Here is a 13459-nt window from a genome sequence, read left to right as displayed (position 1 = left end):
TTCCGAGCCGCCCTGGGCGCAAGGGAGTTGACCGCCGACGGCGGCGGGGCATCGGCCCCGCCGCCGTCGCGCCGCGCGCGTTCCGCTCAGGAGCGGCCGGTCACGTCCTGGTCGCGGTGGTCGCCCGAACCGGTGGTGCGGGTCATGTGGAAGGTGAGGTTCGAGTGGTCGCGGCCCTGGACGGCGGTGCCGTTCACCGTGCCGCTGATGTTGTTCTGGACGTTGCCGCCCGACTGCGTCCGGGCCTGACGCCACCACGCGTCGAGGAGCGCGCGGAACTCTCCGTCCAGAGCGGCCCGTACATGGAGCGCGGTGGCGAGTGCCTGGGCGTGCACCGGGTCGGCGGGCGCGCCCTCCAGGGCGGCGACCTCGGCCTCGCCGGAGCTGACGGCGAGCGCGCCGTCCTCCTGGGCCTCCTCCAGCGCCGCGCTGCGGCGGAAGGGGCGTCGGACGAGCGCGGTCAGTCCCAGCCAGGCGTTCCGCCCGGCCTCGGAACCGATGCTGCCCGCCAGGGCCGCGAGCGCCGCTGCAGTGATCGGGTCCAAGCCGTCTCCCCCTCGTTCGGTGCCGTTCGTCCCCAGCTTAGGTCGGCCGGCGGGGCGGACGGAGAAGGTTCCGCGCCAAAGGGTTTCCCTCCTCCGGCGGGGGCGGTCGGGACCCTCCTGGCGTCCCGGACGACCCGGCGGACGGCACTGGCCCGCGGGACGGGCCCGGTCGACAGCGCGAGTGGTCGCGGCGACGACTGGCAAGGCACGCGCCCGCCCGCGACCCCGCCCGGTCACGGACACGGGCGCGCGTACCCCCGGGTTCCCCTCTGGCCCGCACAGCGAGAGGGGGACCCGGGCCGATCCGGGTGACCCGGCCCCGGGGCCGGGAGACCCCGGGCTCGGCGTCGCCACCCGCAGCGGCGAGGATGGTCCCCATGGTGAACAGTTCTGGACGGTCGGGATCGGCACGGGACCCGCGGCGGCGGTGGGCCCGGTGAAGGCGCCGCTCTACCAACTGAAGGCCGAGTTCTTCAAGACGCTCGGACATCCCGTACGCATCCGGGTCCTGGAACTGCTGAGCACGCGGGACCACGCGGTCTCCGAGATGCTCGCCGACGTGGACGTCGAGGCGGCGCACCTCTCGCAGCAGCTCGCCGTCCTGCGCCGCTCGAACCTGGTCGTCGCCCGCCGCGAGGGCTCGTCGGTGTACTACTCCCTGACCAGCCCCCAGGTCGCCGACCTCCTCGCCGTCGCGCGCTCGATCCTTTCCGGGGTTCTGGAGGGCCAGGCCGAGCTGCTCGCCGACCTCCACGGAAGCGCGGAACGCGAGGCGAGGCAGGACACCGGCCCCGATGGGCAGGAAGGCCCGACCCCACCCGGCCGGACACCCTCTCCGACTCCGCCGCCACGCACCTGACGCGTCCACCGAACGCGATGCGGGCGGGGCGCGTGAGCGCGACCACGCGCTCCGCGCCCGACACGAGGGTGTACGCCCCTCGTCCCGTCGGAGCCGCGCCGTCTCCACGGCGCGTGCCCGACCCGGCCGGACCGCTGGGGTGACCGGCCGACCCGCCGACGCGGGCGCGCCGGGCGAGCGAACGGGGCGTCCACCCCGAAGCCCAGGAGGCCCCGACCGGTATCGCCCACCTGCACACCTGCCTGCCTGCCTGCCTGCCTGCCGCACGACGACGTCGCCGACGAGCGAGGGCAACCTCACCCGCCCGGTCTACTCCCCGGTGAGATCGATCCCCTTCCGTACGGCGAGCTCCCGCAGCTTCTCGGCGTCGTCGACGGGTACGTACACGAACGCCCGCAGACCCGCGCCGTCGGCGTCGCGGCGCAGGAGGTAGCTGCCGAAGCTGTCGGTCATGAGATCGCCGTCCCCGTCGTAGAAGAGCCACCGGACGCGGACGAGGAAGACGGCGTCACTCAGCTGATCACGGCTCAGCAGCTCATGGCCGACCGCCGTCAGGCCGAGCCGACGGTACAGGGGGTACGAACGCTTCAGCCCGTCGACCATGGCCTCCCGGGTCTCCACGACGCCGACGCTGCGATCGTCGAGGATCATGCCCGGGGCACCCCACAACGCGGCCGCCGCCTCGGCGTCGAAGGAGGCGAGGGCGCCGGCGTACCGGACGAGGAAGTCGTCGAGCTCGGCTGTGATGTCGTTCATGCCGCCCAACGTAGGCGCGGAACACCCCCGCCGTTCGCCATGCCCGGGCACCCCGCCGCCGTGTCGCGGCGCCCTCGCGCCGCCGCCGAGGGCCGTACGTCCCCGGAGTCCGAGCGGGAGGGGATCCGTGTTCCGCCGGCGTCGAGCGCGGTGGTGCATCATGCCGGGGGGAGAAGGGGAGGGGACGCCATGTCTCAGGAGGAACGTGACGCACGGCTGGGACTCACGGGCCTGACCGGCGCCGAACGAGAGGCCCGTATACGCCAGTTGAGGGAACAGCTCGACCGCGCGAAGGCCGAGGCGAAGGCCGCGCTGCGCGCGCGGCGGGCAGCCGGAGGGAACGCTCCTCCCCGGCCCGAGGCGTGACGCGGTCCGACGGCGAGGCCACCGTACGGCCCCGCACCCCTCAGGGGCCCGGCGCCGTGCGGCACCCGCGAACGTCCCCCGTCCTGGACCTCGGCCTCGCCCTGCGCCAGAAGTGCCGGCGCCGCGTCCGCGGGCTCATCCTCTCCTCCGGGTGGTGTGACCTGCCTGAACGGTTCGGCCCGTCCAGGCCTCGGCCGACGCGGCGGGTTCGCCGGCAAGCTCCCGACCGGGCGCTGGCTGTCCCCGGTCGTCCGTGTCCACCTCGGCACGGCCGCCGCGGCGACCCTCACCGTCTGGCTCCGGGGTCGGGCGTCGACCTCACAAGGCGATCGGCCGATAGGCCAGGGCCTGATCGACCACTTCGGCGGCCGAGAGCTCCCGCCCTGACGGGTGGAAGATCAAGTCGCTGACGCGGCCGGTCGGGCATGCCAGGGCTCCGCCGAGCATGTCCAACCACTCGTCCGCCTCCTCTTCGGAGGCGTAGTCCGCAGCCATGATCCGCTGCACGAGGGCAACGGCCTCGGTCCGGCTCATATCCATGGCACTCATGATCACCCCCACTGCTGAACGACCCTGACCGGGCAAGTGAGCGGCAGGACGAGACCTGGTCACCCTCCCCTGCACACGGCAGGGAAAGTAACGAATCCCAACATCGGCGAACAACAAGATGCGACAGGATTCTTGACCGGGCGTCAGCGGGTTCCTACGCTCACCCCTCGTGGGAGCGTTCCCACGTCGCCCGTGCCCGTGAAGGCGGCGTGGTGAACGCGCCCCTCACGTCCCACGGGCCGCACCCGCACGCACCCCACGCCACGGAGGCCACATTGCCCGCCCCCGCCCCCGCCCCCACCCGCGCCCCCTCGCGCATTCCCCTCCGCCCGCCCGCCCCGCCCTCCCTCCCGACGCGGAGGCGGTCGACGCGCAGGCTGCTGACGAGTGGTGTCGCGGCCGCCGTGCTCGCCGTCTCCGGGCTCGTGACGTCGCCGCAGACCGCGCACGCCGCCACCGCCCGCCAGGTGGAACGCCTCGACCGGGGGCTGACCAGCACGCACACCGCGAGCGGCAACCTGGTCTCGTGGCGCTGGCTCGCCACCGACCCGGACAACGTGGCGTTCCACGTCTACCGGGGCACCACGAAGCTCACCCCCACCCCCCTCACCGCCTCCACCAACTACTTCGACTCCGGCGCCGCGGACTCCGCCGACTACACCGTGCGCGCCGTGATCAACGGCGCCGAACAGCCCGCCTCCGAAGGTGCGTTGAAGTTCCGCTCCGGCTACCTGGACGTGCCGATCTCGGCGCCCGCCGGCGGCACGACACCGGACGGTGTGGCGTACACGTACGAGGCCAACGACGCCAGTACCGGTGACCTCGACGGCGACGGCAGGCTCGACCTGGTCCTGAAGTGGCAGCCGGCGAACGCCAAGGACAACTCCCAGTCGGGCCACACCGGCAACACGGTCATCGACGGCATCAGGCTCGACGGGACCCGGCTCTGGCGGATCGACCTCGGCCGCAACATCCGCTCCGGCGCCCACTACACCCAGTTCCAGGTGTACGACTACGACGGCGACGGCCGGGCGGAGGTCGCCATGAAGACCGCCGACGGCACGCGCGACGGTACGGGCACGGTGATCGGCGACGCGGCGGCCGACCACCGCAACGCGAGTGGTTACGTCCTGTCCGGACCCGAGTTCCTCACCATGTTCAACGGCCAGACGGGCAAGGCGATGGGCACGGTCGACTACGTCCCCGCGCGCGGCACCGTCTCGTCCTGGGGCGACTCCTACGGCAACCGCGTCGACCGCTTCCTCGCCGGCACCGCCTACCTCGACGGCGCCCGCCCGTCCCTGATCATGGCCCGCGGCTACTACACCCGTACCGTCATCGCCGCCTGGGACTGGCGGGGCGGCCAGTTCACCCGCCGCTGGACCTTCGACACCAACTCCTCCACGAACGTCGGCAAGGGGTACGACGGCCAGGGCAACCACGCCCTCTCGATCGCGGACGTCGACGCCGACGGCAAGGACGAGATCGTCTACGGCGCGATGACGGTCGACGACAACGGCGCCGGACTCTGGACGACCCGCCTCGGTCACGGCGACGCGGGCCACGTCGGCGACCTCGACCCGTCCCGGCAGGGCCTGGAGTACTTCAAGGTCTCCGAGGACAAGACCAAGCCCGGCTCCTGGCTCGCCGACGCCCGCACCGGCCAGATCCTGTGGCAGACGGCCTCCGGAGCCGACAACGGCCGTGGCGTGGCCGGCGACATCTACGCCGGCAGTCCCGGCGCCGAAGCCTGGTCCGCCTCCGACACCACCCTGCGCTCCGCGACCGGCGCATCCCTCGGCCGGGAGCCCTCCAGCATCAACTTCCTGTCCTGGTGGGACGGCGACACCGTCCGCGAACTCCTCGACGGCACCCGCGTCGACAAGTACGGCACCGCCGGCGACACCCGCCTCCTCACCGGCTCCGGCGTCTCCTCCAACAACACCACCAAGGCCACCCCCGCCCTCTCCGGAGACATCCTCGGCGACTGGCGCGAGGAGATCGTCTGGCGCACCTCGGACAACACCGCCCTGCGCATCTACTCGACACCCCACCCGACCGGCACCAGGATCACCACCCTGCTCCACGACACCCAGTACCGCACCGCCCTCGCCTGGCAGAACACCGCCTACAACCAGCCCCCGCACCCCTCCTTCTTCCTCGGCGCCGGCATGCCCACCGCACCGCGCCCCACCGTCCACACCCCCTGACCGCAGGCGGCGTCCACGGACGGACACCGCGGCCCGGCGCACGCCGGCTCACTCCGCCGCTGCACCGTCCGTCCGTGGCGCCCCGCCATCACCTCGACCGGCGCACCGCACACCTGTCGAGCACCGTCGCCCTGTCACCCGCCGTCGCGCGGTGGCCCGAACACCGCGTCGAGCACCAGGTCCAGGAGGCGGTGGGGCTGCGGCCCGGTGGACTCGCCGCCGGTCGTGGCCAGGGCGATGCCGACCACGAGGTGCACGAGGTCGTCGACGGTCACGTCGGCGCGGGCCGTTCCGTGTTCCCGAGCCCGGTCGAGCAGTCCGCTCGCCGCGCCGAGGATGCGTCGCCGGCAGTCCGGGTCGGCCGCGGCGGAGGTCTCCACCAGCAGGGCACTGCCCATGCCCTGGTTCGCCCGCGCGTGGTCGAGGAAGTCGTGCAGCCACCGCTGAAGGGCGTCGTCCGCGTCCTGCGCGCCGAGCAGCTGCTCCGCCCGTCCGCACAAGGTCTCGATCCGGTCCCTGAGTACGGCGGTCAACAGGTCGGTCCGGCCCGGGAAGTGGCGGTACAGGGTCCCCGGCCCCACCCCCGCCCGGCGGGCGATCTCGTTGAGGGACGCGCCGGGGCCCGCCTCCGCGAACACCTCGCGCGCGGCCGCGACCAGGCGCTCCCGGTTGAGGCGGGCGTCCATGCGCCGTGGGGGATCGGCGGGGCTGCCGCCGACACCACCGACACCGCCGATGCCGTGCTCGGCCGTCATCGTCCTGCCTTCCGTCGCGTCCCGTCGCGATCCGTTCCGCCTGCCAGGTGTGGCCAACCGGAGAGGTTCTCCGTATCGTAGCGTCCCCAGGGAAGCGGAGAGCCTCTCCGTTTGTGTTCCGCGACCGACCCGAGGAGTACGCACGCATGACACCGCCCGCATCGACCGATCCCGGCCGCGTCGGCATCTGGACCTTCGCCTACGACGGACAGCCCGCCGGACGCGTACGGGAATCCGCCGCCGAACTCGAAGAGCTGGGGTACGGGGCGATCTGGTACGGCGAGGCCTTCGGCCGCGACACCTTCGGCCAGGCCTGGTTACTGCTGTCGGCGACCCGCCGCATCCCCGTGGCCTCCGGCATCGCCAACATCGCCTTCCGGGACCCGCTCGCCACCGCCGCCGCGGAACGCACCCTGGGCGAGGCCTTCCCCGGGCGGTACGTACTCGGTCTGGGCGGCCACCGGGTGGACGACACCATCCACGAGGTGGACGGCTACCCCGTACCGGCGCGAGGCCGCGCCCTGTCCACGATGCGGGCCTACCTCCGGGCGATGGACGCCGCCCCCGCGCACGGCCCCGTCCCCGACCCCGCGCCACGCCGCCTGCTCGCGGCCCTCGGCCCGAAGATGCTCGGTCTGGCGGCCGCGACCACGTGGGGCGCGCACACGTACTTCGTGCCGCCCGAGCACACCGAGAAGGCCCGGGCAGTCATGGGACCGGACGCGTTCCTCGGCGTGGAGCAGGCCGTCGTGCTGGACACCGATCGCAGCCGGGCGCGGGAGCTGGCGCGGGCGCACGTCGCCGCGTACGTCACGGCCGCCCCGCACCAGCAGGCCAACGTCCGGAGGCTGGGCTTCGGCGACGCGGACCTCGCCGGCGGCCCGAGCCGCCGCCTGGTCGACGCCGTCGTCGCGTACGGGGACGCGGAGGCCGTCCGCCGCCGCGTCCGGCACCACTCCGACGCCGGCGCGGACCACGTCTGCCTCCAGGTCCTGACCCCCGACCCGACCACGCTCCCGCAGCGCGAGTGGCGCGAACTCGCCTCCGCCCTCGCGCCCCTCTGACCCTGGAGGAGGCCCGGGCCCTCCCCGACCCTGCCGAGTCGGGGAGGGGCTTCAGGAGGCCCTCGTGGCCTCGGTCAGCACCCGCAGCGCCCGCAGGAAGCCCTCCCGGTCGCGCGTCGACAGGCCGGCGAGGAGGCGCTCCTCGCTCTCCTGGATGGCGGACTGCGCGGCGTCCCGTACCCGGCGGCCTTCCGGGGTGAGGGAGAGGAGGCGTACTCGGCGGTCCTTGGGGTCCGGCACGCGGTCGATCAGTTCGCCCTCCTCCAGGGCGTCGAGGACGCCGATGATCCGGGTCTTGTCCGCGCCGATGGCCTCGGCCAGCGCGGCCTGCGTGCGGATCGGGGCCTCGTCGAGGTGGAGCAGGACGGCGTACGCCCACATGGTCAGGCCGTGGGCGTCGAGCACCGGCCGTTCCGCGGCCATCAGGGCACGGCCCAGCGGTACGACCATCGCCGCGAGGTCGGGGCGGCGCTCTTCTCTCGGGGTTGCGTTCTCGGACATGGGCATGAAACTACCCGTTGACAAATCGTACGCTCACGCAGATCGTAAGCGTATGCCTATGAATATCGAGGGGAACGCCTTCGACGACCTGAGGCGTCTCCACGCCCGTGTCGTCCGGGACACCGTGCGCCTGGTCGCCCGCGTGACGCCCGCCGACCTGACCAGGCCCACGCCCTGCGCCGGCTGGGACGTGAACGACCTTCTCGACCACATGACGGCCCAGCACCACGGGTTCGCGGCGGCAGCCGAAGGCGACGGCGCGGACCCGGCCCGGTGGGAGGTGACGGACGGCGGATACGGGAAGGCCGCCGACCGGGTCCTCGCCGCCTTCGCGGCCGTCGACGACCCCGACCGTCCCTTCGCCCTGCCGGAGTTCGGTCCGGGGACGGTCGTCACGGCCCGGCGGGCCCTCGGCTTCCACTTCCTCGACTACGTCGTGCACGGGTGGGACGTCGCCCACGCCCTGGGACTCCCGTACGACCCGGGCCCGGACGTCCTCGCCGCCGCGCTGCCGATCGCCCGCGCCGTCCCCGACGGCGACTTCCGGCGCGCTCCGGGCAGCCCCTTCGCGCCCGGGCTCGCGACCGCCGCCGACGCGTCCGTCCTGGAACGGATCCTCGCGATGCTCGGGCGGCGCCCGGCGGACACCGCGTGCTGAGGTCCTCCTGGACGCCGGGCCCCCTTCCCGCCCCCGTCGCCGCGCCCCCTCCTGGCGTCACCGTCACCGTCACCGCCTTCCGGCCCGACCGGATCGCCGACCTGCCGGGCGTCTACCGTGCCGCCCGCGCCCTGGCGGCGCGATGGACCGAGCTGGAGGGCGCGTACGGGATGTGGCTCTGGGCGCGGCCCCTGTCCCGACGCGTGGGCTCGGTCGCCGTCTGGCGCGACGAGGAGGCACTCGGCAGCTTCGTCGCCTGGCCGCCGCACGTCGAGATCATGCGCGCGTACCGTGGGCGGGGCGCCCTGACCACGACCACCTGGCGCCGACCGGAACCGTACGACCCGGAGACCGTCTGGACCCACGCCCGCACGTTCCTCGAACGCCCGCGGGCGTAGAGGCCGCGTCGGAGGGGTGAGGGGTGGGAGCGGACCGCGGGCGCCTACGCAGCGGTCCATCCGGCCCTGTTGGAGTACGACTCGTAGCTGTAGCGGGTGCTGCGGTCCCACTCCTCACCGGTGAGGTGCTCGTATGCGTTGTCGGGTACGTAGAGCAGGGCCTCGGCCCAGACGAAGCCGTCGGCGTACGGCACGAACCGCTCCGGGGATCGAAGGGTGCTCTCGAACTCCTCGCGACCGGCCGCGACGACCGCAGCCCGGGTGTAGAGGAACTGATCGCTCGACAGGCCATCGCCGTATTCCTTGCGGTCCAGCCTGTAGAGGGCCCAGGAGAGCTGCTCGGCGAAGCCGACCACGTCGGACACGGGGCCGTTCGTCAGGCGGGCAGTCAGGGCAGCGGCGAGCTCGTTGCCCTCGGGATCGGGGACCGAGGGGCTGCACGCTTCGATGAGCTGCCAGAAGGCGTTCTCGTTCATGCCGGAGAGCATGACGGAGAGGTGTGACAAACCGGCGTGTCGGCTGCGTGCCCTGGCCGGTCGGTGGCAACAGTCGGGCCCCGGATCGGCGGATCGACGGATCACGCTACGAGAGACGACGTCCTGGCCGCGCCACGGCACGGCATGGCGCGGCACGACGAGGACCGGGCCGGACGGTGCCGTGGCTGCGACCACCGTCCGGCCCGGATTCTTTCGGCCTGCTGTGTCAGGCCACGTACTCGTGCCCGTACGCATGCCCGTGCTCGGGCCGACGCTCGCGTCCGTGCTCGTGCCCGGGTTCGTGTGCGCAGGCGTCGTCGATGCCGTACGTCTCCCACTCGGGGAACTCGTCCTCGCCGGGTACGGGTTCGCCCGGGGACAGCAGGCAGGCGTCCAGTGCGGCGCGCAGTGCCTCGGGGCGCAAGTCGGTGCCGATGAAGACCAGTTCCTGGACCTGGCCGGTCTCCGGGCCTGCGGCGCCGGCGGGTTCGAATCGTGCGACGGCGCCCGCCTGCGACCACAGACCGGTCACGCGAGGCCGGCTGGCGAGCCGGAAGAAGCCCTTGGAGCGGAGGATCCGCCCGTAGGCGCCGCTGTCCAGGCCCTCGGTGACGAGGGTCCACAGCCGTCCGGGGTGGAAGGCGCGATCGGCGCGGAAGACCAGGGAGGAGATGCCGTACTCCTCGGTCTCCGGTACGTGGTCGCCGTTGAGCTCCTTCACCCAGCCCGGGGCCTGCTGGGCCCGCTCGACGTCGAACAGCCGCGTGCCCAGGACCTGTTGGGGCGCCACCTGTCCGCGTACGGCGGGCACGATGCGTGCCTCCGGGTTGAGCCGGGACAGGGCCGCCCGGAGCCGACGGGCCTCGTCGGGGCCGACCAGGTCCAGCTTGTTGAGGACGATGACGTCGGCGAACTCGACCTGATCCACGAGGAGGTCACTGATCGTGCGCTCGTCGTCCTCGTACGGCGCGAGGCCGCGGGCCGCCAGTTCCTCGCCCCCGTCGAGCTCCCGGAGGAAGTTCGCGGCGTCGACGACGGTGGCCATCGTGTCGAGGCGGGCCAGGTCGCCGAGGGTGGCGCCGTCGTCCCGGGGGAAGGAGAAGGTCGCGGCGACCGGCATCGGCTCGGAGATGCCGCTGGACTCGACGAGCAGGTAGTCGAACCGCCCTTCGCGCGCGAGCCGTTCGACCTCTTCCAGGAGGTCGTCGCGCAAGGTGCAGCAGATGCATCCGTTGGTCATCTCGACCAACCGCTCCTCGGTCCGCGAGAGCGCCGCCTCGCCGCCCCGGACGAGCGCGGCGTCGATGTTGACCTCGCTCATGTCATTGACGATCACCGCGACCCGAAGGCCCTCGCGATTGGTCAGCACATGGTTGAGCAGGGTCGTCTTCCCCGCTCCGAGGAACCCGGAGAGGACCGTGACCGGCAGGCGTTCGTAGGAGGTCAACTGCTCAGCCCTCGGGACGGACGAGGCCGCGCTCGTACGCCTTCACCAGTCGCTGCGGCACCTGGTGCACGACACCGTCGACGGTGACGGCGACCAGCTGCGGAGTGCTGGCCTTCCACTGGGCGCGGCGGTGGCGGGTGTTGCTGCGGGACATCTTCCGCTTGGGGACGGCCATCGGGTCGGGTCTCCTCGTTCGGTCGGGGGGTGACTCGCCGAGGCTATATGAAAACGGGACCCATTATCAATTGGGGGGTGGTGGTCTGCGTACGTGCCCCCGCCGGGAGGCTCCGGCGGGGGCACGTCCCGGTTCACCAGGAGGACTTGGTCACTCCCGGGAGGAAGCCCGCGTGGGCCTGGTGGCGGGTTCGCACGCGGGAGAGGCCGAACTTGCGGAGGTAGCCGCGGGGGCGGCCGTCGACGCTGTCGCGGTTGCGTACGCGCGTGGCGCTGGCGTCGCGCGGCTGCCGGCGCAGCTCGGCCTGGGCCGCCTCGCGCTCGGCGGGGGTGGACGCCGGGCGGCGGATGACCTCCTTCAGCTCGGCCCGCCGTGCGGCGTACCGCTCGACGACCGCCTTGCGCCGTTCGTTCTGCGCGATCTTGCTCTTCTTCGCCATCAGACCTTCCCTCCTCGGGCGCGGATGCGGGCCACGGCCGCTTCGATGCCGATCGCGTCCACCGTCTTGATCGCCCTGGCGCTCAGGGTGAGGCGGACGTGCCGTCCCTCGCTGGGCAGCCAGTAGCGCTTGCGCTGGATGTTGGGGTCGAAGCGGCGCGAGGTGCGCCGATGGGAGTGGGAGATGGTGTTGCCGAAACCGGGCTTCGCGCCGGTCAGCTGGCAGAGGGCCGACATGGGGGGCCGCCTTTCTCCGAAGAGGGCTGGTTGGAAATGAAAATCGTTCCCATATACTAGCCCCATGGCACGCAACGAGATCCGCCCGATCATCAAGCTCCGCTCCACCGCGGGCACCGGCTTCACCTACGTCACCCGGAAGAACCGCCGGAACGACCCCGACCGGCTCGTCCTGCGCAAGTACGACCCCGTGGCCCGGCGGCACGTCGACTTCCGAGAGGACCGCTGACCCCTGCCACCGGCGGAAGCCCGCCTGAACCGCGCTGATCCCCCCATCCCCATCCCCACACCCATGCCCACCCCCATCCCCGAAAGGTTCCTGCCGTGAAGCCCGGAATCCACCCCGCCTACGGCCCCGTCGTCTTCCGCGACTCCGCCTCCGGCACCGCGTTCCTCACGCGGTCGACGATGACCAGCGACAAGACGGTCGAGTGGGAGGACGGCAACGTCTACCCCCTCGTCGACGTCGAGATCTCCTCCGCGAGCCACCCCTTCTACACCGGGACCGCCCGCGTCCTCGACACGGCCGGGCGCGTGGAGCGCTTCGAGCGACGCTACGGAAGCGGCCGATGAGCACGGGGCACACGGGGAGCGAACTGGCCGTCGCGGTCGTCGCCGGCCTCCACTCCGAGGCCCGGCGGGAGGTCGTCGACCGGCTCCTGCGGACCGTCCCCGGCAGCGTCGCGCTGCACCACGACCTCTCCGACGCTCCCCGCGGGACCGTCCTCCGGCTCGTCCGCGACGCCACCGGCACCCTGTCCCGGGACGAGACGCCGCTCGTCGACGACTGCGCCTGCTGCGCGCTGCGCGAGGACCTGGTCCCCGAGCTGGAACGGCTGGCGGACGGCGGGCTGACCCGGCTCGCCGTCGTGGAACTGTGGGACTCCGTGGAACCGAAGGCCATGGCGGAGGTCATCGCCGCGCACGGCCGCGGCCGGCTCAGGCTCACCGGCGTCATCACGGCCGTGGACCCGGCACTCGTCCTGCCGTACCTCGGCAACGGCGACGACCTCGCCGAGGCCGGCCTCGCGGCGGCGCCCACCGACCGGCGGACCGTCGCCGACACCTGGGCACGGCAGTTGGAGTACGCCCCGGTCCTCGCCGTCGTCGACAACGACGAAGCCGACGACGAGGACCGCGCCCTGCTCGCCCAGCTGCACCCCACCGCACGCCAGGTGCCGGCCGCCTCCGCCGAGCTGGCCCGGGCCGCGTTCGCGGGCTTCGACGTCGAGGCCGCGGCGGCCGCCCAGCACCCCGCGTGCGCACTCCTTCCGCAGGAGGCCGACGAGGCGGGCGTCACCACGCTCGTCTGGCATCGGCGCAGGCCGTTCCACCCCGAGCGCCTCTACCAGGCCCTTGAGGACCTGTGCTGCGCCGCCGCGCGCAGCCGCGGCCGGTTCTGGCTCGCCGACCGCCCCGACACCCTGCTCGCCTGGGACGCGGCCGGCGGCGCGCTCTGCGTCGAGAACGCCGGCCCCTGGCTGGCGTCCCTGCCCGACGCGGCCTGGGAGCTGATCCCTCCCGTGCGCCAGGCGGCGGCCGCGCTCGACTGGCACCCGGAACACGGCGACTGCTGCCAGCACCTGGTCTTCACCTCGCCCGGACTCGACCGGGACGGACTGGAGCGGCTCCTCGAATCCTGTCTGCTGACCGACGCCGAGTACGCGGCCGGGCCCGACGCCTGGAAGCACCTGCCCGCGGCCTTCGACTCCCTCCTCGACACCGCCGCCTGACCCTCGACCCGCAGAACCCCGAGACATCCGCCCCCCAAGACAGGGAGACACCGCCATGGCTCGACGCCAGGAACCCCGCAAGCCCGTGAAGTCCCGCCCCAACCCGCTCGACGCGGCGGGGATCACGTACGTCGACTACAAGGACACCGATCTGCTGCGCACGTTCATCTCCGACCGGGGCAAGATCCGCAGCCGCCGCGTCACTCGGGTGACCGCCCAGCAGCAGCGGGCCCTCGCCACCGCCGTCAAGAACGCCCGGGAGATGGCGCTGCTGCCGTACACCGGCCGCTGA

20 protein-coding genes are annotated in these 13459 nt (G+C 72.9%); 10 read left to right on the top strand and 10 right to left on the bottom strand.

Annotated features, from left to right (window positions below; translation table 11 throughout):
• Positions 1–86 precede the first annotated feature (86 nt).
• Positions 87–545: a hypothetical protein gene (locus tag AB0E19_RS10475; RefSeq protein ID WP_362176351.1), complete on the bottom strand. Its 459-nt coding sequence runs from the start codon at positions 543–545 to the stop codon at positions 87–89.
• Positions 546–981: 436 nt separating this feature from the next.
• Here AB0E19_RS10475 and AB0E19_RS10470 point away from each other — a divergent pair, with 436 nt between their 5' ends.
• The gene (locus AB0E19_RS10470; RefSeq protein ID WP_362176348.1) at positions 982–1404 is read left to right on the top strand and encodes a metalloregulator ArsR/SmtB family transcription factor; all 423 of its coding nucleotides are present in this window, start codon (positions 982–984) and stop codon (positions 1402–1404) included.
• A 309-nt stretch (positions 1405–1713) separates the two neighbouring features.
• Here AB0E19_RS10470 and AB0E19_RS10465 read toward each other — a convergent pair whose 3' ends face one another.
• Positions 1714–2160: a hypothetical protein gene (locus tag AB0E19_RS10465; protein ID WP_362176345.1), complete on the bottom strand. Its 447-nt coding sequence runs from the start codon at positions 2158–2160 to the stop codon at positions 1714–1716.
• Between the two features lie 189 nt (positions 2161–2349).
• On the opposite strand from AB0E19_RS10465, the gene AB0E19_RS10460 reads away from it, so the two are divergent.
• Entirely contained in the window at positions 2350–2526 is a 177-nt protein-coding gene (locus tag AB0E19_RS10460) for a hypothetical protein (protein WP_362176342.1), read from the top strand.
• 318 nt (positions 2527–2844) lie between these two features.
• Here AB0E19_RS10460 and AB0E19_RS10455 read toward each other — a convergent pair whose 3' ends face one another.
• Positions 2845–3075, bottom strand: coding sequence for an e9imm peptide (locus AB0E19_RS10455; RefSeq protein WP_362176339.1), 231 nt, complete (start codon positions 3073–3075; stop codon positions 2845–2847).
• 377 nt (positions 3076–3452) lie between these two features.
• Here AB0E19_RS10455 and AB0E19_RS10450 point away from each other — a divergent pair, with 377 nt between their 5' ends.
• A complete protein-coding gene (locus AB0E19_RS10450) occupies positions 3453–5285 on the top strand; it encodes a rhamnogalacturonan lyase (protein WP_362176602.1) in 1833 nt (610 codons plus the stop codon).
• Between the two features lie 134 nt (positions 5286–5419).
• Here AB0E19_RS10450 and AB0E19_RS10445 read toward each other — a convergent pair whose 3' ends face one another.
• Positions 5420–5971, bottom strand: a complete 552-nt coding sequence (locus AB0E19_RS10445; RefSeq protein WP_362176599.1) for a TetR/AcrR family transcriptional regulator — start codon at positions 5969–5971, stop codon at positions 5420–5422.
• Positions 5972–6186: 215 nt separating this feature from the next.
• On the opposite strand from AB0E19_RS10445, the gene AB0E19_RS10440 reads away from it, so the two are divergent.
• Entirely contained in the window at positions 6187–7104 is a 918-nt protein-coding gene (locus tag AB0E19_RS10440; protein ID WP_362176336.1) for a TIGR03620 family F420-dependent LLM class oxidoreductase, read from the top strand.
• Positions 7105–7155: 51 nt separating this feature from the next.
• Here the strand turns inward: AB0E19_RS10440 and AB0E19_RS10435 are convergent, their stop codons facing one another.
• Positions 7156–7605 carry a MarR family transcriptional regulator gene (locus AB0E19_RS10435; RefSeq protein WP_362176333.1) on the bottom strand — a complete coding sequence of 150 codons (450 nt, stop codon included), beginning with the start codon at positions 7603–7605 and terminating at the stop codon, positions 7156–7158.
• 58 nt (positions 7606–7663) lie between these two features.
• On the opposite strand from AB0E19_RS10435, the gene AB0E19_RS10430 reads away from it, so the two are divergent.
• Together AB0E19_RS10430 and AB0E19_RS10425 are read left to right on the top strand one after the other, a co-directional pair.
• Positions 7664–8263 (top strand): TIGR03086 family metal-binding protein, encoded by a 600-nt coding sequence (locus tag AB0E19_RS10430; protein ID WP_362176330.1) that lies wholly within the window; start codon positions 7664–7666, stop codon positions 8261–8263.
• Positions 8257–8661 (top strand): hypothetical protein, encoded by a 405-nt coding sequence (locus AB0E19_RS10425; RefSeq protein WP_362176327.1) that lies wholly within the window; start codon positions 8257–8259, stop codon positions 8659–8661. Before AB0E19_RS10430 ends, AB0E19_RS10425 begins: the two co-directional genes overlap by 7 nt.
• Before the next feature lie 44 nt (positions 8662–8705).
• Here the strand turns inward: AB0E19_RS10425 and AB0E19_RS10420 are convergent, their stop codons facing one another.
• From AB0E19_RS10420 to rpmB, 5 genes are all read right to left on the bottom strand, one after another.
• Complete coding sequence (locus AB0E19_RS10420) at positions 8706–9137, bottom strand: DUF4240 domain-containing protein (protein WP_362176323.1); 432 nt, start codon at positions 9135–9137, stop codon at positions 8706–8708.
• A 226-nt stretch (positions 9138–9363) separates the two neighbouring features.
• Positions 9364–10584 carry a GTP-binding protein gene (locus tag AB0E19_RS10415; RefSeq protein WP_362176320.1) on the bottom strand — a complete coding sequence of 407 codons (1221 nt, stop codon included), beginning with the start codon at positions 10582–10584 and terminating at the stop codon, positions 9364–9366.
• 4 nt (positions 10585–10588) lie between these two features.
• On the bottom strand, positions 10589–10759 hold the full coding sequence (gene rpmF / locus AB0E19_RS10410) for a 50S ribosomal protein L32 (protein WP_360599642.1): 171 nt from the start codon (positions 10757–10759) through the stop codon (positions 10589–10591).
• 133 nt (positions 10760–10892) lie between these two features.
• A complete protein-coding gene (gene rpsN, locus AB0E19_RS10405; RefSeq protein WP_362176316.1) occupies positions 10893–11198 on the bottom strand; it encodes a 30S ribosomal protein S14 in 306 nt (101 codons plus the stop codon).
• Positions 11198–11434 (bottom strand): 50S ribosomal protein L28, encoded by a 237-nt coding sequence (gene rpmB, locus AB0E19_RS10400; protein ID WP_362176313.1) that lies wholly within the window; start codon positions 11432–11434, stop codon positions 11198–11200. Before rpmB ends, rpsN begins: the two co-directional genes overlap by 1 nt.
• 64 nt (positions 11435–11498) lie before the next feature.
• Between rpmB and rpmG the strand changes: the two genes are divergently transcribed.
• The 4 genes from rpmG to rpsR all read left to right on the top strand — a co-directional run bounded on the left by rpmG (position 11499) and on the right by rpsR (position 13459).
• Positions 11499–11663 carry a 50S ribosomal protein L33 gene (rpmG, locus tag AB0E19_RS10395; protein ID WP_169090767.1) on the top strand — a complete coding sequence of 55 codons (165 nt, stop codon included), beginning with the start codon at positions 11499–11501 and terminating at the stop codon, positions 11661–11663.
• Between the two features lie 95 nt (positions 11664–11758).
• Positions 11759–12007: a type B 50S ribosomal protein L31 gene (locus AB0E19_RS10390; protein ID WP_362176309.1), complete on the top strand. Its 249-nt coding sequence runs from the start codon at positions 11759–11761 to the stop codon at positions 12005–12007.
• Positions 12004–13167, top strand: coding sequence for a GTP-binding protein (locus tag AB0E19_RS10385; RefSeq protein WP_362176306.1), 1164 nt, complete (start codon positions 12004–12006; stop codon positions 13165–13167). The genes AB0E19_RS10390 and AB0E19_RS10385 overlap by 4 nt, the downstream gene beginning before the upstream one ends.
• Positions 13168–13222: 55 nt before the next feature.
• Positions 13223–13459, top strand: coding sequence for a 30S ribosomal protein S18 (gene rpsR / locus AB0E19_RS10380; protein ID WP_362176303.1), 237 nt, complete (start codon positions 13223–13225; stop codon positions 13457–13459).

The sequence above is a fragment of the Streptomyces sp. NPDC047974 genome (assembly GCF_040653375.1).
Taxonomy (GTDB): Bacteria; Actinomycetota; Actinomycetes; order Streptomycetales; family Streptomycetaceae; genus Streptomyces.
Note: the sequence above shows the minus strand (reverse complement) of the source record. Positions and strands in the feature narration are given on the sequence as shown.